At 64.3% G+C, this 18,345-nt stretch carries 22 protein-coding genes; 9 read left to right on the forward strand and 13 right to left on the reverse strand.

All coding sequences use genetic code 11. The annotated features are described in order from the left end of the window. Positions 1 to 39: 39 nt before the first annotated feature. The 3 genes from Q0030_RS03870 to Q0030_RS03880 all read right to left on the reverse strand — a co-directional run bounded on the left by Q0030_RS03870 (position 40) and on the right by Q0030_RS03880 (position 1,494). Positions 40 to 438, reverse strand: a complete 399-nt coding sequence (locus Q0030_RS03870) for a DUF2306 domain-containing protein (RefSeq protein ID WP_298363294.1) — start codon at positions 436 to 438, stop codon at positions 40 to 42. Positions 439 to 695: 257 nt separating this feature from the next. Then, entirely contained in the window at positions 696 to 1,187 is a 492-nt protein-coding gene (locus tag Q0030_RS03875) for a single-stranded DNA-binding protein (RefSeq protein WP_021081257.1), read from the reverse strand. A 49-nt stretch (positions 1,188 to 1,236) separates the two neighbouring features. Further along, complete coding sequence (locus Q0030_RS03880) at positions 1,237 to 1,494, reverse strand: hypothetical protein (protein ID WP_298363295.1); 258 nt, start codon at positions 1,492 to 1,494, stop codon at positions 1,237 to 1,239. 143 nt (positions 1,495 to 1,637) lie between these two features. Here Q0030_RS03880 and Q0030_RS03885 point away from each other — a divergent pair, with 143 nt between their 5' ends. The 6 genes from Q0030_RS03885 to Q0030_RS03910 all read left to right on the forward strand — a co-directional run bounded on the left by Q0030_RS03885 (position 1,638) and on the right by Q0030_RS03910 (position 8,235). Beyond that, a complete protein-coding gene (locus Q0030_RS03885) occupies positions 1,638 to 2,381 on the forward strand; it encodes an outer membrane beta-barrel protein (RefSeq protein WP_298363296.1) in 744 nt (247 codons plus the stop codon). A 55-nt stretch (positions 2,382 to 2,436) separates the two neighbouring features. Further along, a complete protein-coding gene (locus tag Q0030_RS03890) occupies positions 2,437 to 2,583 on the forward strand; it encodes a hypothetical protein (protein WP_298363298.1) in 147 nt (48 codons plus the stop codon). A 225-nt stretch (positions 2,584 to 2,808) separates the two neighbouring features. Next, positions 2,809 to 3,468, forward strand: a complete 660-nt coding sequence (locus Q0030_RS03895; protein ID WP_298364557.1) for an outer membrane beta-barrel protein — start codon at positions 2,809 to 2,811, stop codon at positions 3,466 to 3,468. A gap of 259 nt (positions 3,469 to 3,727) precedes the next feature. Then, positions 3,728 to 6,715 (forward strand): excinuclease ABC subunit UvrA, encoded by a 2,988-nt coding sequence (gene uvrA / locus Q0030_RS03900; RefSeq protein ID WP_298363299.1) that lies wholly within the window; start codon positions 3,728 to 3,730, stop codon positions 6,713 to 6,715. Between the two features lie 120 nt (positions 6,716 to 6,835). Then, the gene (locus Q0030_RS03905; protein ID WP_298364559.1) at positions 6,836 to 7,183 is read left to right on the forward strand and encodes a co-chaperone GroES; all 348 of its coding nucleotides are present in this window, start codon (positions 6,836 to 6,838) and stop codon (positions 7,181 to 7,183) included. After that, a complete protein-coding gene (locus Q0030_RS03910) occupies positions 7,183 to 8,235 on the forward strand; it encodes a hypothetical protein (protein ID WP_298363300.1) in 1,053 nt (350 codons plus the stop codon). The genes Q0030_RS03905 and Q0030_RS03910 overlap by 1 nt, the downstream gene beginning before the upstream one ends. A gap of 134 nt (positions 8,236 to 8,369) precedes the next feature. Here Q0030_RS03910 and Q0030_RS03915 read toward each other — a convergent pair whose 3' ends face one another. From Q0030_RS03915 to Q0030_RS03935, 5 genes are all read right to left on the reverse strand, one after another. After that, on the reverse strand, positions 8,370 to 8,738 hold the full coding sequence (locus Q0030_RS03915; RefSeq protein ID WP_298363301.1) for a hypothetical protein: 369 nt from the start codon (positions 8,736 to 8,738) through the stop codon (positions 8,370 to 8,372). 129 nt (positions 8,739 to 8,867) lie between these two features. After that, positions 8,868 to 9,200, reverse strand: a complete 333-nt coding sequence (locus Q0030_RS03920) for a PRC-barrel domain-containing protein (RefSeq protein WP_298363302.1) — start codon at positions 9,198 to 9,200, stop codon at positions 8,868 to 8,870. A 167-nt stretch (positions 9,201 to 9,367) separates the two neighbouring features. Then, positions 9,368 to 10,306: a cytochrome D1 domain-containing protein gene (locus tag Q0030_RS03925; protein WP_298364560.1), complete on the reverse strand. Its 939-nt coding sequence runs from the start codon at positions 10,304 to 10,306 to the stop codon at positions 9,368 to 9,370. A 219-nt stretch (positions 10,307 to 10,525) separates the two neighbouring features. Further along, the gene (locus tag Q0030_RS03930) at positions 10,526 to 11,065 is read right to left on the reverse strand and encodes an SRPBCC family protein (RefSeq protein ID WP_298363303.1); all 540 of its coding nucleotides are present in this window, start codon (positions 11,063 to 11,065) and stop codon (positions 10,526 to 10,528) included. 155 nt (positions 11,066 to 11,220) lie between these two features. Next, positions 11,221 to 11,988, reverse strand: coding sequence for an AAA family ATPase (locus Q0030_RS03935; RefSeq protein WP_298363304.1), 768 nt, complete (start codon positions 11,986 to 11,988; stop codon positions 11,221 to 11,223). Between the two features lie 177 nt (positions 11,989 to 12,165). On the opposite strand from Q0030_RS03935, the gene Q0030_RS03940 reads away from it, so the two are divergent. Together Q0030_RS03940 and Q0030_RS03945 are read left to right on the forward strand one after the other, a co-directional pair. After that, a complete protein-coding gene (locus Q0030_RS03940; protein WP_097672159.1) occupies positions 12,166 to 12,573 on the forward strand; it encodes a PaaI family thioesterase in 408 nt (135 codons plus the stop codon). A 4-nt stretch (positions 12,574 to 12,577) separates the two neighbouring features. Then, entirely contained in the window at positions 12,578 to 12,901 is a 324-nt protein-coding gene (locus tag Q0030_RS03945) for a hypothetical protein (protein WP_298363306.1), read from the forward strand. Positions 12,902 to 13,219: 318 nt separating this feature from the next. Here the strand turns inward: Q0030_RS03945 and Q0030_RS03950 are convergent, their stop codons facing one another. From Q0030_RS03950 to Q0030_RS03960, 3 genes are all read right to left on the reverse strand, one after another. Further along, entirely contained in the window at positions 13,220 to 14,095 is an 876-nt protein-coding gene (locus tag Q0030_RS03950; RefSeq protein ID WP_298363307.1) for a DUF296 domain-containing protein, read from the reverse strand. Positions 14,096 to 14,099: 4 nt separating this feature from the next. Further along, a complete protein-coding gene (locus tag Q0030_RS03955) occupies positions 14,100 to 15,740 on the reverse strand; it encodes an acyl-CoA synthetase (RefSeq protein ID WP_298363308.1) in 1,641 nt (546 codons plus the stop codon). Positions 15,741 to 15,965: 225 nt separating this feature from the next. Continuing rightward, complete coding sequence (locus tag Q0030_RS03960) at positions 15,966 to 16,367, reverse strand: SPW repeat protein (protein ID WP_298363309.1); 402 nt, start codon at positions 16,365 to 16,367, stop codon at positions 15,966 to 15,968. A 344-nt stretch (positions 16,368 to 16,711) separates the two neighbouring features. On the opposite strand from Q0030_RS03960, the gene Q0030_RS03965 reads away from it, so the two are divergent. Continuing rightward, positions 16,712 to 16,984: a GNAT family N-acetyltransferase gene (locus tag Q0030_RS03965; protein ID WP_298363310.1), complete on the forward strand. Its 273-nt coding sequence runs from the start codon at positions 16,712 to 16,714 to the stop codon at positions 16,982 to 16,984. A gap of 14 nt (positions 16,985 to 16,998) precedes the next feature. Here the strand turns inward: Q0030_RS03965 and Q0030_RS03970 are convergent, their stop codons facing one another. After that, the gene (locus Q0030_RS03970) at positions 16,999 to 17,802 is read right to left on the reverse strand and encodes a fumarylacetoacetate hydrolase family protein (RefSeq protein ID WP_298363311.1); all 804 of its coding nucleotides are present in this window, start codon (positions 17,800 to 17,802) and stop codon (positions 16,999 to 17,001) included. Between the two features lie 114 nt (positions 17,803 to 17,916). Next, entirely contained in the window at positions 17,917 to 18,330 is a 414-nt protein-coding gene (locus Q0030_RS03975) for a DUF3597 domain-containing protein (RefSeq protein WP_298363313.1), read from the reverse strand. Positions 18,331 to 18,345: the final 15 nt, after the last annotated feature.

The raw sequence follows: 18,345 nt of genomic DNA on the forward strand, positions 1-18,345 counted from the left end.
CCTGGTGGAACCGGCCTTCGCAACGCCCTGATCGACCGATTATTGGCCGAAAATCACCGCGTGCATGATCCGCCCGGGCATGAAGGTGAACAGCCCGGCAATGACCAGCGCTCCGAAGAAAATGCCGATCATCGTGAACTTGTGGCGGCTAACGTTGTGGCTCCGCGCGGCCGCCACGCCGAGCACCAGCATGACCAGCGAGAAGATCGACAGCAGGTGGATCGGGCTCCACGGGCCCACCAGCTGGATCTGATGGATCCAGAACGAGCTCCCGGCGACCACCAGCATCAGGATCACCCAGATCCAGCCCAGCGTCCGGTGCGGCAGCGTGCCCTTCGGCGCGGCGAGCTGGATGGAGCCGAGCACGAAGGCGGCCATCGCGGCAAAGGCGTGGAGTGGGATCGCAGGCGCGGCGTCGAGCAGTGGCGCGAGGCTCATGATGGCAGCCCTCGGGTGAAGCTCACGGCTGGGCATCGCTCGCCGCAAGGCCAATGTAAATACCATTCACATTGGCCTGTGTCAAAGTCTGAGGAACTTGCGCTGACCGGCTTCAGTTGAATAAGGCACTGCAGGTGTTTAGAGAGTTATCCTCATAATCCACATGAGGAACCTGCGGCGACAAATCACAACGCCGCTCCGCGAAATGATCTTCACGGAACGGCATCCAGGTGAACGGTGGGAAGCGCCACCCGCGGTCAGAACGGGATGTCGTCGTCCATGTCGCTGTTGCGGCTGCCGCCGCCGGCGGCGACCGCACGGCGCGGCGCCGAGCTGACCGGACCAGACGAGCCGAAATCGCTGCCGCCATCATCGGAGAAGCTGCCGCCTCCGCCGCCCCGCCCGTCGAGCATGGTGAGGTTGGAGTTGAAGCCCTGCAGCACGACCTCGGTCGAGTACTTCTCGACGCCGCTCTGGTCGGTCCATTTGCGGGTCTGCAACTGACCCTCGATGTACACCTTGGCGCCCTTCTTCAGATACTGCTCGGCGACCTTGCAGAGACCTTCGTTGAAGATCACGACACGGTGCCACTCAGTCTTTTCCTTGCGCTCGCCGGTGCCCTTGTCGCGCCAGGTTTCCGAGGTGGCGATGGAAAGGTTCGCAATCGGACGGCCGTCCTGGGTCCGCCGGATTTCCGGATCCTTGCCGAGGTTTCCAACCAGGATCACCTTGTTCACACTTCCCGCCATCGCATCATCTCCGCTCAAAAACCGGGCGCCCGGACATCGGTCGCCACTCTCAACCTTCGCCACTTACTTTGCAGGCGTCGTGGATGACCCTATACGCCGGCGCCGGCTCGCTGCCTTTGCCGTCGCGCGGTTTATCCACGGATATCGAGATATAGCATCGCCGCCAAGAGTGTTCCAGTTTTGTTCGCCACAACCAGCCGTAGAAGCGGTCGACGGCGATGGGGCGAATGCCGATTTCGATCGGCGCCATCAACCGGCCGCGACGCTCCGATAAAATGATAGCTAAATCAACACTTTGGTATGCCAACACTTCTTCCGCGTGTGTTGCATTTGGGAGACGGCGTTTCCGGTTGAATCAGCGTATAGCTACCAGCCATCAGACGGGCGCTCGCGTCTGAGATCGCGCTTCGGGACCTTTTGGAAGCCGGTCGGGGAGCTGGGGGTTTGATTATGAAGAAGTTTTTGCTCGGTACGGTTGCTCTGATTGCGTTTGCCGCACCAGCTGCGGCTGCCGATCTCGCGGCGCGCCCCTACACCAAGGCGCCGCCGATGATCGCCGCCGTCTATGACTGGAGCGGCTTCTACATCGGCGCCAACGGCGGCTGGGGCTCGAGCCACAATTGCTGGGACCAGGTCCCGGGCGGCATCTTCGTTGGATCGGATGGTTGCCATGATGCGACCGGCGGCGTTGCCGGTGGCGAGATCGGCTATCGCTGGCAGGCCGGCACCTGGGTGTTCGGCCTTGAAGCGCAGGGCGACTGGGCTGACCTGAAGGGCAGCAACAACAGCGCGATCTTCCCGGGCTTGTTCACCAACCAGAGCAAGATCGACGCGTTCGGCCTGTTCACCGGCCAGATCGGCTACGCCGTCAATAACGTGCTGCTGTACGCCAAGGGCGGTGCGGCGCTGACGGACAACCGTTTCAGCACCTACTTCACGCCGACCGGCGTGCTCGCCGGCCGCGCGAGCGACACCCGCTGGGGCGGCACCATCGGCGCCGGCATCGAAGTCGGCTTCGCGCCGAACTGGACCGCCGGTGTCGAATACGACCACCTGTTCATGCAGGACAAGACCTACAACCTCACCACCCCGACCGGCGCGCTGTTCAGCAACATCCGCGATCGCCAGGACGTCGACCTCGTGACCGTCCGCGTGAACTACAAGTGGGGCGGCCCGGTGGTTGCGCGCTACTGATCGCGCGACACGGATTTGATCCAGACGAAAGGCCGGCCTCGCGCCGGCCTTTTTGTTGGCGTGGCTCGGCAAGGTCGCGCCGATCCAGTACACGCCCGCGATCAACGATCGCTCGGAGTGGAAGGACACGTTCCACACCGTCAAGCTCGGCATCAATTACCACTTCAACGCGCCGAGCCCGGTCGTATCAGCGAAATACTGAGCTACCGGCGGTCGCTTCGCATCACAGACAAGAGCCGGCCTTGCGCCGGCTTTTTTCTTGCGCGCAAGCGCGCTTCGCCTGGGCCGTTTTCCGTGCATTGTGGTTTCACGGATACACAACTTCCAAGATTTCTATGTAGAAACACGCGAGCGTCACACGACACTGCTGTGACGTTCCCTTCAATGTTTGAAGGGACAACAAGAAAATGGGACTGGGACTTTGAAAATCAGGAATGTTTTGCTGGCATCGGCCGGCATGTTTGCCCTCAGCGCAATTGCACCGGCTATGGCCGCCGACATGGCGGCACGCGCGCCTTACGTGAAGGCTCCGCCGCCGGCCGCGATCTACAACTGGACCGGCTTCTACATCGGCGGCTTCGGTGGCTATGCCAGCGAGGACTCCGGCAACCCGAAGATGGAAGGCGGCTTCGGCGGCGGCACCATCGGCTACAATTGGCAGGCCGGCAACATCGTGTACGGCCTCGAGGCTGACGGCGCCTGGGCTGACGTCAATGCGTCCGCTACCGCTTTCGGCATCACCGCGACGAGCAAGATCGACTCGCTCGGCACCGCGCGCGGCCGCATCGGCTTCGCCGTCGACAAGGTGCTGTTCTACGGCACCGGCGGCTACGCCTGGGCCGACAACAAGCTCACCCTCAGCGCTGGCGGCGTGAGCGTCTCGCAGAGCAACTTCCACTCCGGCTGGACGGTCGGCGCCGGCATCGAGGCGTTCATCGCGCCGCAGTGGTCGATCAAGGGCGAGTACCTGTATCGCAGCCTCGGCGGCGAGACCTACTTCGGCATTCGGTCTGCCGACATCAACCTGCACACCGTGCAGTTCGGCGTGAACTATCACTTCGGCGGCCCGATCGTCGCCAAGTACTAAGCCAAGTCCTGAGATCGATCTGCGATCAGATCAAGCGAAAAGGCCGGCCTCGTGCCGGCCTTTTTTGCGTCCGGGAACCGGGCCCTGCTGACGGCTGCTGCCATCAGGCAAACTATCCGTTGATGGAGACGACTCAGCACTGGAAATTGTCGGCCGTTCTTCCTACGTTCCAGTCTTCTCACCCATCGGCGCAAGGTCCCGGCAGCACCGGCGATGCGCGCCCAAAAAGGCGCCCGATCATGCGCCCGGAAATGTCGCTATGGATGAAGTGCTCAAGGCGAAGCGCCAACAGAACGCCGGCTCCTCATCGCGCGCCATCACGATCCGCGGCGCGCGCGAACACAATCTGAAGAACATCGACGTCGAGATTCCGCGCGACAAGCTCGTGGTGTTCACCGGCCTGTCCGGCTCCGGCAAGTCGTCGCTCGCATTCGACACCATCTATGCCGAGGGCCAGCGCCGCTACGTCGAGTCGCTGTCGGCCTATGCGCGCCAGTTCCTGGAGATGATGCAGAAGCCGGATGTCGACCAGATCGACGGCCTGTCGCCGGCGATCTCGATCGAGCAGAAGACGACGTCGAAGAATCCGCGCTCCACCGTCGGCACCGTCACCGAGATCTACGACTACATGCGCCTGCTCTGGGCGCGCGTCGGCGTGCCCTATTCACCGGCCACGGGGCTGCCGATCGAGAGCCAGATCGTCTCGCAAATGGTCGACCGCGTGCTGGCGCTGCCGGAAGGCACCCGCCTCTATCTGCTGGCGCCGGTCGTGCGCGGCCGCAAGGGCGAGTACAAGAAGGAGCTCGCCGAGTACCTCAAGAAGGGCTTTCAGCGCGTCAAGATCGACGGCACCTTCTACGAGCTGTCGGAGGCGCCCGCGCTCGACAAGAAATTCCCGCACGACATCGACGTCGTGGTCGACCGCATCGTGGTGCGCCCCGACCTCGCCCAGCGCCTCGCGGAAAGTTTCGAGGCCGCGTTGAAGCTCGCCGAGGGCCTCGCCGTGATCGAATACGCCGATGCGCCCGCGGCGGCCGGGCAAGACGAGAAGAAAGAGGACAAGAAGAAGACCGCGAAGATCCACGACAAGAGCGGGCCCGAGCGCATCCTGTTCTCGGAGAAATTCGCCTGCCCGGTCTCCGGCTTCACCATCCCCGAGATCGAGCCGCGCCTGTTCTCGTTCAACAACCCCTATGGCGCGTGTCCGGCGTGCGGCGGCCTCGGCGTCGAGCAGCACATCGACGAGGACCTGGTCATCCCGGACAAGGAGCTGACCTTGCGCAAGGGCGCGATCGCGCCCTGGGCGAAGTCGTCCTCGCCCTATTACATCCAGACCCTGACCGCGCTGGGCAAGCACTACAAGTTCACGCTCGACACCAAGTGGAAGGACCTGACCAAGAAGGTGCAGGCCGCGCTGCTGCACGGCTCGGGCGACGACGAGATCAAGTTCTCCTATGAGGACGGCGTCCGCTCCTACGACACGAAGAAGCCGTTCGAGGGCGTCGTCACCAATATCAACCGCCGCTACCGCGAGACCGAGAGCGAATGGGCGCGCGAGGAGCTCGGCAAGTATTTCTCCGACGTGCCCTGCGCCGGCTGCAACGGCTATCGGCTGAAGCCGGAGGCACTATGCGTCAAGATCGGCGGCAAGCATATCGGCGAGATCTCCGAGCTCTCGGTGAAGCGCGCCGGCGAATGGTTCGAGACCGTGCCGGAAGCGCTGAACGCGCAGCAGAACGAGATCGCGACGCGCATCCTGAAGGAGATCCGTGAGCGCCTGACCTTCCTGCTCGACGTCGGCCTCAACTACCTGACGCTGTCGCGCTCCTCGGGGACGCTGTCCGGCGGCGAGAGCCAGCGCATCCGCCTCGCGTCGCAGATCGGCTCGGGACTGACCGGCGTGCTCTACGTGCTGGACGAGCCGTCGATCGGCCTGCACCAGCGCGACAATGCCCGCCTGCTCGACACGCTGAAGCGGCTCCGCGACCTCGGCAATACCGTGGTCGTGGTCGAGCATGACGAGGACGCCATTCGCCTCGCCGATTATGTGCTCGATATCGGGCCCGGCGCCGGCATGCATGGCGGCCACATCGTCGCCGAAGGCACGCCCGACCAGATCATGCGCAACCCGAAATCGCTGACCGGCAAGTATCTCACCGGCGAGCTCTCGGTCCCCGTGCCCGACCGGCGGCCGCCGAACCACCGGCGCACCATCAAGGTCATCAATGCCCGCGGCAACAATCTGAAGAACGTCTCGGCCGAGATTCCGCTCGGCCTGTTCACCTGCGTGACCGGCGTCTCCGGCGGCGGCAAGTCGACCTTGCTGATCGACACGCTCTACAAGTCGATTGCGCGCAAGCTGAACAACGCCAGCGAAGGCGCCGCCCCGCACGACCGCATCGAGGGCCTCGAGCACATCGACAAGATCATCGACATCGACCAGTCGCCGATCGGCCGCACGCCGCGTTCCAACCCCGCGACCTATACCGGCGCCTTCACACCGATCCGCGAATGGTTCGCAGGCCTGCCCGAGGCGAAGGCGCGCGGCTACGAGCCCGGGCGCTTCTCCTTCAACGTCAAGGGCGGCCGCTGCGAAGCCTGCCAGGGCGACGGCGTCATCAAGATCGAGATGCACTTCCTGCCCGACGTCTACGTCACGTGCGACACCTGCAAGGGCAAGCGCTACAACCGCGAGACGCTTGAGGTGCTGTTCAAGGGCAAAAGCATCGCCGACGTGCTCGACATGACGGTCGAGGAAGCCGCCGAGTTCTTCAAGGCGGTGCCGCGCGTACGCGAGACCTTCCAGACCCTGCATCGTGTGGGCCTCGACTACATCCATGTCGGCCAGCAGGCGACCACGCTGTCCGGCGGCGAAGCGCAGCGCGTCAAGCTGGCGAAGGAATTGTCAAAGCGCGCCACCGGCCGCACGCTCTACATCCTGGACGAGCCGACCACCGGCCTGCACTTCCACGACGTCGCCAAGCTGCTCGAGGTGCTGCACGAGTTGGTCGCCCAGGGCAACACGGTGGTGGTGATCGAGCACAATCTCGAGGTCATCAAGACCGCCGACTGGGTGATCGACCTCGGTCCCGAAGGCGGCGACGGCGGCGGCGAAATCGTCGCCTGGGGCCCGCCGGAGGACATCGTGAAAGCGCCGCGCAGCTACACCGGCAAGTTTTTGGCCCCGGTGCTGAAGAAGGCGAACAGCAAGCCGAGAAAGAGCTCAGCGAGCGAGGCGGCGGAGTAGCTCTCCGCCTGCCTCGTTATCAATCTTGTCTCCGACCGAAATCTGGCGCAAACTTTCAACCTGTAGTTTTTCTGTATCACATTTTGATTGTTCATCGGCCCATGGGGAGGGCAAGTCGAGATGGCCAGGTTCCGCCCGCTTCGCGATCAGGTTGTCATTCGCCGGATCAATGCCGAAGAGAAGACCGCCGGAGGCATCCTCATCCCTGATGCGGCCAAGGAGAAGCCGGCCCAGGGCGAGGTTATTGCAGTTGGACCGGGTGGCCGCGACGAGTTCGGCAAGCTGATCCCCGTCGATATCAAGGTCGGCGATTCAGTGCTGTTTGGAAAATGGTCAGGCACTGAACTCAAGATCGACGGTGAAGAACTCCTGATTATGAAGGAGTCCGACATCATGGGCGTGCTCGGGATGTCCGCGAGCTCGCTGCCAGGCGATCCGCTCATCAAGAAGCCCCGCGGCTTGAAGTAATGCTGTCGAGCCTTCCGAAGCTCGCCGACCGCAACTTCATCATCGGCTTCTTCGTACCTGCGCTGCTCGCAGCGCTCGTGGTGCTGTGGCTGTTTCGGGACAGCGACGGTGTTCAGCAGGTTTATGAAGCCGTCTGGAAAGAGAAGAAGTGGGAGGAAATCACGGTCTTTGCGCTGGGCGTGTGGGTGTTCTCGGTCGTGTTGATGCTCGTCAATCACTTCGTCTACCGGATGGTTGAGGGCTACACGGCTCCAATGGCATGGCTGGGAAACAGCCGCCTCAGCAAGCGAAGGGAAACGTTGTCGCAGGAGCGGCAAAAGCTGATTTCCGAGGTCGACGGCACGACCGTCGAACAGGTCAAGGACCGGCTCAACAAGCGCATTGACGCCATCGACCTGATTCTCGCCAATGACTTCCCTCCCCTGAATTTCCCCGTTCTCCCGACTCGCTTCGGAAATGCAATTCGCGCCTTCGAGGCGTATGCGCTCGTCGTCTATGGCGTTGACTCCATCCCGGCGTGGGGCCGGTTGGCCGCGCTTGCGCCGAAGCAACTCGCGTCGATGACCGCCGATGCGCGCGCCGAGGTCGACTTTTTCCTGAACACGTTCATCTTGAGCATGGTCTTGGCGTTGATCGCGCTCGGCCAGTTTCTGTGCAGCCTCTCGGACATCTATGCCGTCTGGCTTGCCCATTATTCCCGGCCACAATGGGCTCTTCTGTCATGCACGGCGCTTTGCGCAGTGACCAGCTGGCTCGCATACAATGGCGCAGTCTGGCGCGCCGTTGCCTGGGGTGAATGCGTCAAGACGACGTTCGATCTCGGCCTGCCCAAACTCGCGAACAGCCTTGGCTACAAGTTGCCCAAGGCCGGCAAGGAACGCCGCGAATTCTGGACTGCCTTCAGCCTGATGGCGCTCTATCAAGTGCCGATGGAGCCTTCTTCATTCCCGGCAGCATCAAAGGCGCCAGCCACCGGCTCGAGCGGAGGTAACGGAGACGGAGGCGCCGGCAAAGATAGCGACGGTGAGCAGGACGACGGCGATGCGGACTGACTGACCGGTCGATGGATCACGTGGCCCGGTCGGAAACATGCTGCGGATTAGTGAATCAAGTAGCCCGCATGTCGCGGAGCCTGACATCGAGCGCGCGTTCGCGCGACCCGTTGGCTGATACGGGCTACTAGCGCTCAGTTCCCGCGATACGTAGCAATCTGCCAGACGTTTGCCCAGGCATCCCGGACCGTCGCGCGCCTGTCGCCATAGGGCGTATCCGCCGGGGTTTCGATCGATCCAGCGCCAGCCGCAATCGCCCGCCGATAGGTCTCGTCCGCGCTCTCAACATAGACATAGAGAAAGGCCGGCATCGCCTCCCGTACGCCTCCGCCGTCGCTGATCAAGATGATCGAGTCTCCGATCCGGATTTCCGTTGGCGCGCCGGAGCGGACTTCGCCTTCTGCGCCGAAAACGTCTCGGAGGAATCCGGCCAAGCCGGTCAGGTCGCGCGTGACAATTCGCGGTACGACGGAAGGCCAGCCGGCGGGCTTGAATAGGGGCATGTGTGCCTGTCTCGGACTATGCAGGTAGCCCGGACGAGCGAAGCGATATCCGGGCCTTCTCGGAGCCGTCGACGTCTGTCCCGCATGTCGCTTCGCTCATGCGGGCTACAACGCCCCCTCACCTCCGCGTTACACCGCCCAATAATTCGGATGCGTGTACGCTTGCGAGCGGTCGCCCCAGTCGAATTCGTCGCCGTCGAATTCGGACGGCCCGGCGCGCAAATCCTCCAGCGTCACCTCGACCTCGAAGGCGTGGCGCGCGGGATCGAAGTGCAGCGCGGTCCATCTGACGGGATAGTGGTGATGGGTGCTGAGCACGCCGCCGGTCTTGATAATGGCGTAGGCCACCGTGCCGCTCACCTTGTCGAGCATCAGACGCTCAATCGATCCGAGCTTCGTACCGTCACGTCCGAACACGCAGACATGCTCGACGCGGTCGCTGGGCACCAAGGTATGATGCATGGCATCCTCCCTGTGTTTGCCTTGTTCGGAGGGGATTATAGCACCTGAGCGCGCCGGATGTGCAGACATCGTAGGGTGGGTTAGCCGAAGGCGTAACCCACCGTCTTCCACACCTGTACGGCGACAATGGTGGGTTACGCTTCGCTAACCCACCCTACGCACCGCTCCTACTCCGTCCGCCTCAGAAACGCCCCGAACGCCCGCGGGCCGTCGCCGACCTTGACCTCGCCGATCACCCTCAGCTCGGCGGCATCGATCACGCTCAGCGTGTTGCTCTCCCAGTTCGCGACCACGACCTGCTTGCCGTCGGCGGTCGCCTCGATCCCTTCCGGGTAATCGCCGACCGTGATCCGCTTCACCGGCTGCAATGTCGCGAGGTCGAACACGCTGACCTTGCCGTCATACTGGTCGGTGACGAAGCCGCGGCCCTGCGCCAGCGCCACCGCGTAGGGGCGCAGGCCGACATGGACGCGGCCGATCTCGCGGGCGGTTAAGATGTCGATCACCGAGACGTCGTTGGAGCCGACATTGGCGGTGTAGGCGCGCTTGCCCTCGGCATCGACAGTGACGCCGAACGGGCGCGTCCCGACCTTCACGATCGCTCGCCGCTCATGCGCGGAAATGTCTGTGATCGACACGCTGTCGTCATCGCGGTCGGCCGAGAGCAGCAGCCGCCCGTCCGGCGTCACGGCAAGCCCGGACGGCGATGCGCCGACCGCGATGCTGGCAACGACCCGCCGCTCTTTCGCATCGATCACCCGCACCGCGGCGGCGTACCAGTCGGCGACATAGACGGTTGCGGCGTCGGGCGCCACCGCGATGCCGAGCGGCCCGCCACCGACATCGACCCGGCCGACCACCTTTCGCGCCGACGCGTCGACCACCGTGACCGCCTTGGCATCCGGGCTCGTCACATAGGCGAAGCGGCCGTCATGGCTGACGGCAACACCCGCGGGCTTGCCGCCGATCGCGATGGTCGCGACCGGCTTCGAGGTCGCAAGATCGACGACCGTCAGATCGTCGCTGAGCTGGTTGGTGACGAAGGCCTCCTCGGCGCGCGCGGCAGCGATGCCGGCCAGCAGCGCAACGAAAACGACCGTCCGCAGGACGAAAACGCGATGCGTTGGAGTTGAAGCAATCTCGCCGCGACCTCGTTGCACCTCTCCCGCTTGCGAGGGAGGTCGGATCGCATCGATAGATGCGGTCCGGGTGGGGGCTCTCTCCAGGACGCGACTCGCGGAGGGAGCCCCCACCCTAACCCTCCCCCGCAAGCGGGAGAGGGAACGCAGTCCCGATGCAGCGGCTCAAACTTGATCTCATCATGCTCAGCTTCCGCTCTCGATCTTCTTCTTCAGCGCCGCCAGCCCGCCCCGGTACAGCTCGCTCACCGCCTTCACCGCGGCCTCGTCGTTCAGCTCCGGCGGCGGATCGTTGTTCGGAAAGCCGCGATAGAACGCGCCGGCCCATTCCAGCTTCGCTTTGCCGCCGGGCGCCGGCGACACCGACAGCGTCGAGGAGTAATTGGTGACCGGCAGCACCTTCACGTCGACGGCGGTGATCCGGTACGAATAGCTCATCATCTCGGGCTCGTATTTGTAGAGCTCCTCGTCGATGGTAATGCCGGGCGCCAATGTCAGCCGCCGCGTGGCGCCGATCTCGTTGCCCTTCTCGCCCTCGGTCTTGGCGACACCGGCAAGCCAGCTCATGTCCTGGAAATTACCGATCACCGCCCACACCTTGGCCTGCGGCGCATCGATCTCGATGGATTCGCGCACCTTCTGGCGGGTCGGCCCATGGGCCCAGGCGGCCCCCAATACGGCCAATGCCGCCGCCACGACGCCAGCCTTCGCGATCGTCAACCTCATCCCTGGTCTCTCCCGATGTCCGTCGGTCGTGCGCCGCCCGGCGCATGCCGCAGTTTATGGTTCGACATCTAGACTAGATCGGGGATCGACTTCTTGCACCAGAGCGAAGTCGCGGCCGCGGGCTTCTCCGGGAGACAAGCCTGCCGGGATCGGCCTCACTCCGAGATCGCTGCCTCGACGAACCCCTTCGGGTCGTCGCAGAACTCCCGCATCAGCCGGTAGTGATCGGTCTCCCTCAGGCTGACCGGCTCGAGCCCGTATTTGCTCAGCCGCAGCAGCGTCGCGTCGGGATAGGCCATCAGGACCGGCGAATGCGTGGCCATGATCACCTGGCAGTGGCCGGTGCCGTTCATCCGGTGCAGCAGCTTGAGGAATTCGATCTGCCGTGACGGAGATAGCGCGGATTCCGGCTCGTCGAATATGAAGATGCCCTGCCGCTGGCAGCGCTCCTCGAAGAAACGCAGAAAGCCCTCCCCGTGGGAATGCGACAGGAAGTCCGGCGGCAACGCGCCGACGTCCTGCGCTGCCTCGTCCAGATATCGTGCAACCGAGAAGAAGCTTTCGGCCCGGAAGAACCAGCCATTGGTGACCTTGGGCAACCAGCTCGCGCGCAGCGCTGACGCCAGCAAACCGCCCATTTGCTCCAGCGCACGACCATGGTCGACCGCGCGATAGCCCTTGCCGCCGCCGGCGTCGTCATAGCCCGCCATTACGGCGATGCCTTCCAGCAAGGTCGACTTGCCGGTGCCGTTCTCGCCGACGATGATGGTGATCGCCTTGTCGAAGCTGAGTTCGAATTCGTCGCGCAGCAGCGGCAGCACGAACGGATACGCATTGCGATTGGGAATGCGCTCCGGATCGAGCCAGACGCGCTTCAAGTACGGCGCGGGCATGTTGATCGGGCGGTGTCGTCCTCTGGCCATTCGTCCTGCTTCCGGTACTCCGCGGCGGCGCCAACCACGATCCCAGATCGAGGTGAACCCGTCAAGAACACAACGGGAACGCGCGGACTGGTCTGGCGCGTATGTCGGCGCACAATGCTAGGTTCAACGTCCCGCGCATGCGACGCGGAATCATCAATCCTTGTTGGGATCCCCGAAATGACAACCTCGCCTCCAGAAGGGTTCAAGCTCCTGCCGAGCCGCCCAGGGTTCATCGACCATAATGGCCCCTACTACTGGCGCGAGACCGGCGACGCTGCGCCTGAATGGGGGTTTCAGAGCGACGACCGGCACGGCAATCCCTACGGCTACATTCATGGCGGGGCGATCCTCGGCTTTCTCGATACCGCCCTCGGCAGTGCCGTGTTCATGGCAACGAAACGCAAATGCGCGACCGTTTCGCTGGACACCCGCTTCGTCGGCGGCGCCGCGCCGGGTCCATGGATCATTGGCCGCACGACCTTGAAGAAGGTGACGCGGACTTTCGCTTTCGTCGATGCGGAAGCCTTCGCCGACGACAAACTGCTGGTGACAGCCGCCGCCGTCTTCCGCGTCTTCGACGACTGAGCCGATGCCAAGTCGCACCTACATGCGCTTCCGCAAGGCGATCCTCACCGAGCAGCAAGTGGCCTGCATCTATGACGGCCGGCCGCGCGAGCTCTGCCCGCATATCATCGGCCACAACAAGGGCGGCGAAGAGGTCGTGCTGGCCTGGCAGTTCGCCGGCGAGAGTTCGGGCAAGCTGCCGCAATGGCGCTGCCTGCGGCTTGCCCAAGTCACCGCGATCAGCTTGCGCAAGGGCCCCTGGCACGAGGGCGGCTCCCACCGCACCGAGCAGACCTGCGTCAGCGCGATCGACCTCGACATCAACGTCCATGTCCGCAAGCGGCGGTGAGCGGCCCTTACCTCTGAGTTGCCCGACGGCGCAAGCCCTTTGTAAAAACATTTCGGTTCATCGTAATGTATCGCGATAGTGCGGGCGTTTGCCCTCACACGTCGTGCAACAATTTCGATGTCGTCCCGGGCAAGCGTAGCGCGACCCGGGACCCATAACCACCGATGGTCATCATTGCACAGCACCGGGCCGCAGCTCGCTTCAACAACCCGCCCCTGTGGTTATGGGTCCCTGCTTTCGCAGAGACGACAGCGGAGAACGCGGCGTTACCGACTCCAGCGAACACAGGGACGACGCGTTGATAGATCAGAGGACCCCCTACGGCCGCTCCGCCTCCTCCAGCACTTCCAGCACCAGTTCCATCGTCATCAGCACGGGATTGTCACCGCGCACCAGGCGTCCCTCGGCGATACCGCCGAGATAGTCGACCAGCGCGACGTCGAGGCTGGCGCGGACCCGACGATTGGCGTCGGGCGCGATTTGCCCCGCGGTCACCGCAAGCTCGGTCGCAAACGGCACCACGCTGTGGCCATCTCTGAAGACCGCGCCGATGGTCGAGCCGACCCCGCCATGCAGCCGCGCGCGCAAGATGCCATGCTGGCGGCAAAAGCCTTCCAGCGCGCAAGCGAAATCCTGGTTCGGCCGCAGCCGCAATGCGAAGGCATGGCTCGTGGTCTTCGCACCCGCCGGCGCGCTTTCGACCGGACCGAACAGCTTGAAATTGGTCTCGCTGTCGGGCTCGGCCACAAACGTCGCGCCGTCGATGCCGAACGCGCTGACCTCGAACGGCTCGGCGACGATGGTCTCATCCGGCAGCATGTGTCCGCCGTTGAAGCGGCCGTCGGCCTCGGTCCACAAGCCATGGCAATGGAAGAACGGCGCGCCGTCGCGTTCGCCGAAGGTCAGCGCCGCGAGCTTGAGCCGCGTCACGCCGTCGGGACGGAACGTGTCGCTGTAGAACGCGGCGTTGACGCCGTCCTTCGACAGCGCCGGCATCACATAGGCGAACGGCCCGAGCGCGCCACCGGTCGTGCTCAGCACGCCGCCGGAAAATCCTTCCGCCGCAAAGCCGCGGCGCACGGCTTCGAGCAAGGGTATGCCGGCCCCCAGCAGGAATGAAAAGGCGCGGCCGCGCGCGGCGACCCATTGGATGCGCTCGGGTATGGGAGCGCCAGGCTGGGCGATGCTGCGCATCGCCTCACGCGCCCGTCGATTTGGCAATCACCTCGAGCAGCCCGCGCGCCTCGAGCTCGTCGCGGATCAGCCGCTTCGGCACCTTGCCGTAGCCGGACTTCGGCAGCCCCTCCCAGAAGAAGAAGCGTTTTGGCATCTTGTAGCGCGGCACCTTTGGCGCGAGGTACGCCGCAAGCTCCGCCTCCCCGACCGCTTCGGTGCCCTCGCGCGCGACGCAGACGGCGATACCGACCTCGCCCCAGAACGGGTCGGGCACCCCGAGCACCGCGACTTCGCCGACCGCGGGATGCGTCAAGAGCTTCTCCTCGATCTCGCGCGGATAGATGTTGGAGCCGCCGGAGATGTACATGTCGGAGGCGCGGCCGGTGATGTAGACGAAACCCTCCTCGTCCATGTGGCCGAGGTCGCCGGTGCGAAACCAGCCGTCGCGGAAGGCCTTCGCATTGGCCTCGGGATTGTCGTAGTAGCCCGCGAACACGCCGGGGCCGATCACGCAGATCTCGCCGGTCTCGTGCGCCTTCAGCTCGCGTCCGTCCTCGCCCTGGATCGAGACCTGCATGCCGGTGCGCTCGAAGCCGCAGGTGCCGATCCGCGCATGCGGTCCGTCCTCGGGATCATGCAGGCCGGGCGGCAGCACGGTGATGTTACCGGTGACCTCACCGAGGCCGAAATACTGCACCAGCACGCCGCCGAGCTTGTTCAGCGCCGCCTTCTGGTCCTCGCGATACATGGGCGCACCGGCATAGATGATGTAGCGCAGCGAGGAATGGTCGTGCTGGTCGGCGGCGGGATGCTCGACCATCATCTTCAGGATGGTCGGCACCGTGAAGATGTTGCTGACGCGGTGCTTGGCGATCAGTCGGTACGCCTCGGCGATGTCGAACTTCTCCGACGGCAGCAGGATGGTCGGCACACCGCGCGCGGTCTGCACCAGCTGGTGCACGCCGGCGCCATGCGACAGCGGCGCCACCACCAGCGAGGCGTCGTCTTCGGTGGTGCCGGGCATCAGATCGGCGAGATGATTGGTGATCACGAAGGCCATCTGGCCGTGGGTCAGGACCGCGGCCTTGGAGCGGCCGGTGGTGCCGGAGGTGAAAAAGAACCAGCAAGGATCGTCGTACTCGACCGCCGTGTTCTCGACCGCGGCGCAGGCATGTTTGGCGATGACGTCGCCAACGGTCGCCTCGCCGAACGTGCCCTCCTCACCGATCCGCCAGATGAACTCCAGCGCGGGATTGACGGCCGCCTTGGCATGCTCGGGGAAGTCGGCGTGGCACAGAAACGCCTTGGCGCCGGAGGCCGCCGCCAGATAGGCGACCTCGTCCGGCATCAGGCGGAAATTGGTCGGTACCCAGACCGCGCCGAGCCGGAAGGCCGCGAACATCGACCAGAACATCTCGTCGCAGTTCTTGGAATGCACCAGGATGCGGTCGCCCTTGCCGATGCCGCGCGCAGCCAGCGCCGCCGCCAGCGCCGAGACGTTCTGGTCGATATGGCGCCAGGACCACGCCTTCTCGTTCCAGATGAAGCCAGGACGATCGCCATGCCGGCGGGCGTTCTGGGTCAGGATGTAGGCGAGGTTCATCACCCGGCGCGACACCCGCGCGATCCCGCCGCGCGGCGCGGTCCTCTCAGTCCCGCTCATTGCCGCTCCGCCGATACGCACAACAGACAGGGCAAGGTCAGGACGGTCATCGGGTGTTTCCTCGGTCAGAACCGGGCGTCTTCAAGCGCCGCAAGGGGTTGATGCCACCCGGTTTATCGCCAAGCAGCGCACCTCGGCAAGGCCCGCCGGGCCCGGCGCGATGATACCGCGCCGGCGGCTGCCAACCCGACAATGCCTGGCCCGACAATACTCGGCCCGAGACCGCTATTGCGGATACTTGGCCAGGTCCTGCTCGCTCAGGTTCCAGTCCTGCCAGAGCTGCAAGGCGCCGATCATGGCGACCAGCCCTCCGAACAGGATGTGCCAGAGCTGCAGCGCCTGGTCTTCCGAATAGCCGAAGATGTTTGGCGACGCGATCAGCCAGAGGCCGAGCGCGATGCTCGCCACCTCCTCCCAGCGATGCAGCGCGACATATTCGAGCTGGGCCAGGCCCAGCACCAGCATGCCGACCACGAAGCTGTTGAGCACCAGGTGGCTGCGCTCGACATCGACGACGTCGCTGACCTGCATCGGAAACCAGGGCGAAACCATGATCAGCACGCCGAGCAGCATGCCGAGCCAGTCCTCCCAGGGGCGGTGTGTGCCGAAGAAACGATTGTCCGACATGACGAACCTCCTTGCGACAAGGGGCATACGTCAGCGGCCGGCCTCACCACTCGGTACCCAAACGACCATTGGGCCGCATCCGGGGGCGTATGTCTGGACCAAGCCTAATCGAATTGCATCGGCCCGCAAGGCCCGATCGGCGTATGTGCGATGCGGCATCATCGCCGGCGGCGGCTTGCTGAGGATTTGGCAGCGTCAGCGCGGCGCCGAGCAATGCGGCGGTCAGGCCGGCCAAAATGCGCATCTCGTCAATCCACAAATGCCAATTTGCGGGTTGGTCCCGGCTTTGCACCGGTGAGTTCACGGGCTTAGATCAAGGTCTGTGAATCAACCGGGATCTTGCGATGGCTGCCGTCCGCGACAACAAGGCCGAAAGGCGTTTCGAACTCGACACCGAGGGCGGCACAGCCTTTGCGAATTACCGGCAGACGCCCTCGGCCGTCATCATCACCCATACCGAGACACCCCGCGCCCTCCGCGGCCGTGGCATCGCGTCGGAGCTGGTCAAGGGGGCGCTGGAGCTGATCCGCGCCGACGGCCACAAGGTGATCGCCGGCTGCGGCTTCGTGGTGGACTACCTCGACAAGCATCCGGAATTTGCGGACCTTGCCGGATAGCGCCCTGCCCGGCGTCAAACGATCTTGATCGACATGTCGGGCAGGCCCTCAAGCTTGCAGAGCAGCACGTCGCCCTTGACGACCGGGCCGACGTTCTCCGGCGTGCCGGAATAGATGATGTCGCCGGCTTTCAGCTCGAAGGCCTCGGAGAGCTTTGCGATCTGCTCGGCGACGCTCCAGATCATGTTTTTCAGATCCGAGCTCTGCCGCACCGTGCCGTTGACCGCGAGCGAGATCGCGCCTTGCGTGAAATGGCCGGTCTTATCCGCCGGATGGATCGGCCCGAGTACCGCGGCGTGGTCGAAGCTCTTGCCGATCTCCCACGGCTTCTTCTCCGCGGCCATCCCGTTCTGCAAATCGCGCCGCGTCATGTCGAGGCCGAGCGCGTAGCCATAGACGTGATCGAGCGCCTTGTCGGCGGGGATGTTGGCGCCGCCGGACTTCAACGCGGCAACCAGCTCGACCTCATGGTGATAGTTCTTGGTCAGCGACGGATAGGAATGATCGGCGACCGTGCCGATCGCGACATTCTGGATCGCATCGGTCGGCTTCTGGAAGAAGAACGGCGGCTCGCGCGTCGGATCGGAGCCGCGCTCGATCGCATGCGCGGCGTAGTTGCGGCCGATGCAGTAGATGCGGCGGACCTGAAACACCTCGGTGGCGCCGACGATCGGGATCGTCACGGCCGGGACCGGAAACATCGCCTTCGGCGCGGCCTCGGCGTGGGCCGGCGCAGATTGCGCAGCGGCGCCGGCCAGTGCGAGGGCGCCGGTCGCAAGCATCGTGCGGCGATCGAGATCAGTCGTCGGAGTCTTCATGGGAGTTTTCACGGGCGTTCTCCTTCTTGTCCGCCGATCTATAGATGCTCGCCGATCCATGAAAAAGGGCCCGCGCTGGCGCGGGCCCTGGCGGTGTGCGGGATGGTGGTCCCGTCAGTGCTTGATATCCGGGGGCAGCTTGCCGCCATTGGCCGCGAGCTTCGTCATCACCTGCTTGTGCAGCCAGATGTTCATGCTGGCGGAATCGTTGGTGTCGCCGGTGTAGCCAAGCTCCTTGGCGAGCTCCTTGCGCGCCGACAGGCTGGAGTCGATGTCGAGCGCCTTCATCAGGTCGACGATTGAGGTCCGCCACTCGAGATTCTCGCCCTTTGCGGCGACGGCCTTGTCGAGGATCGGGGCGACGTCAACGGACTGCGCCGGCGCTGCGCCGGCGGGCACCGCGGCAGGAGACGGCGATGCGCTACCGGATCCACCGGCGGGAGCTGCGCTCGTGGCCGTTCCGCCGGCGGGCGCGGCGCTGGCGCTGCTGCCGAAAATCGCGCCCATGATTTTTCCGAAAATGCTCATCGTTCGCTCCCAAGA

The sequence above is a fragment of the uncultured Bradyrhizobium sp. genome (assembly GCF_947648125.1).
Taxonomy (GTDB): Bacteria; Pseudomonadota; Alphaproteobacteria; order Rhizobiales; family Xanthobacteraceae; genus Bradyrhizobium.

Bases quoted from the DNA above. Each gene is read 5' to 3' on its own strand.
- Q0030_RS03870 (WP_298363294.1), bottom strand. From the start codon at position 438: ATGAGCCTCGCGCCACTGCTCGACGCCGCGCCTGCGATCCCACTCCAC.
- Q0030_RS03875 (WP_021081257.1), bottom strand. From the start codon at position 1,187: ATGGCGGGAAGTGTGAACAAGGTGATCCTGGTTGGAAACCTCGGCAAG.
- Q0030_RS03885 (WP_298363296.1), top strand. From the start codon at position 1,638: ATGAAGAAGTTTTTGCTCGGTACGGTTGCTCTGATTGCGTTTGCCGCA.
- uvrA (WP_298363299.1), top strand. From the start codon at position 3,728: ATGGATGAAGTGCTCAAGGCGAAGCGCCAACAGAACGCCGGCTCCTCA.
- Q0030_RS03905 (WP_298364559.1), top strand. From the start codon at position 6,836: ATGGCCAGGTTCCGCCCGCTTCGCGATCAGGTTGTCATTCGCCGGATC.
- Q0030_RS03910 (WP_298363300.1), top strand. From the start codon at position 7,183: ATGCTGTCGAGCCTTCCGAAGCTCGCCGACCGCAACTTCATCATCGGC.
- Q0030_RS03915 (WP_298363301.1), bottom strand. From the start codon at position 8,738: ATGCCCCTATTCAAGCCCGCCGGCTGGCCTTCCGTCGTACCGCGAATT.
- Q0030_RS03920 (WP_298363302.1), bottom strand. From the start codon at position 9,200: ATGCATCATACCTTGGTGCCCAGCGACCGCGTCGAGCATGTCTGCGTG.
- Q0030_RS03930 (WP_298363303.1), bottom strand. From the start codon at position 11,065: ATGAGGTTGACGATCGCGAAGGCTGGCGTCGTGGCGGCGGCATTGGCC.
- Q0030_RS03935 (WP_298363304.1), bottom strand. From the start codon at position 11,988: ATGGCCAGAGGACGACACCGCCCGATCAACATGCCCGCGCCGTACTTG.
- Q0030_RS03940 (WP_097672159.1), top strand. From the start codon at position 12,166: ATGACAACCTCGCCTCCAGAAGGGTTCAAGCTCCTGCCGAGCCGCCCA.
- Q0030_RS03945 (WP_298363306.1), top strand. From the start codon at position 12,578: ATGCCAAGTCGCACCTACATGCGCTTCCGCAAGGCGATCCTCACCGAG.
- Q0030_RS03950 (WP_298363307.1), bottom strand. From the start codon at position 14,095: ATGCGCAGCATCGCCCAGCCTGGCGCTCCCATACCCGAGCGCATCCAA.
- Q0030_RS03955 (WP_298363308.1), bottom strand. From the start codon at position 15,740: ATGAGCGGGACTGAGAGGACCGCGCCGCGCGGCGGGATCGCGCGGGTG.
- Q0030_RS03960 (WP_298363309.1), bottom strand. From the start codon at position 16,367: ATGTCGGACAATCGTTTCTTCGGCACACACCGCCCCTGGGAGGACTGG.
- Q0030_RS03965 (WP_298363310.1), top strand. From the start codon at position 16,712: ATGGCTGCCGTCCGCGACAACAAGGCCGAAAGGCGTTTCGAACTCGAC.
- Q0030_RS03970 (WP_298363311.1), bottom strand. From the start codon at position 17,802: ATGAAGACTCCGACGACTGATCTCGATCGCCGCACGATGCTTGCGACC.
- Q0030_RS03975 (WP_298363313.1), bottom strand. From the start codon at position 18,330: ATGAGCATTTTCGGAAAAATCATGGGCGCGATTTTCGGCAGCAGCGCC.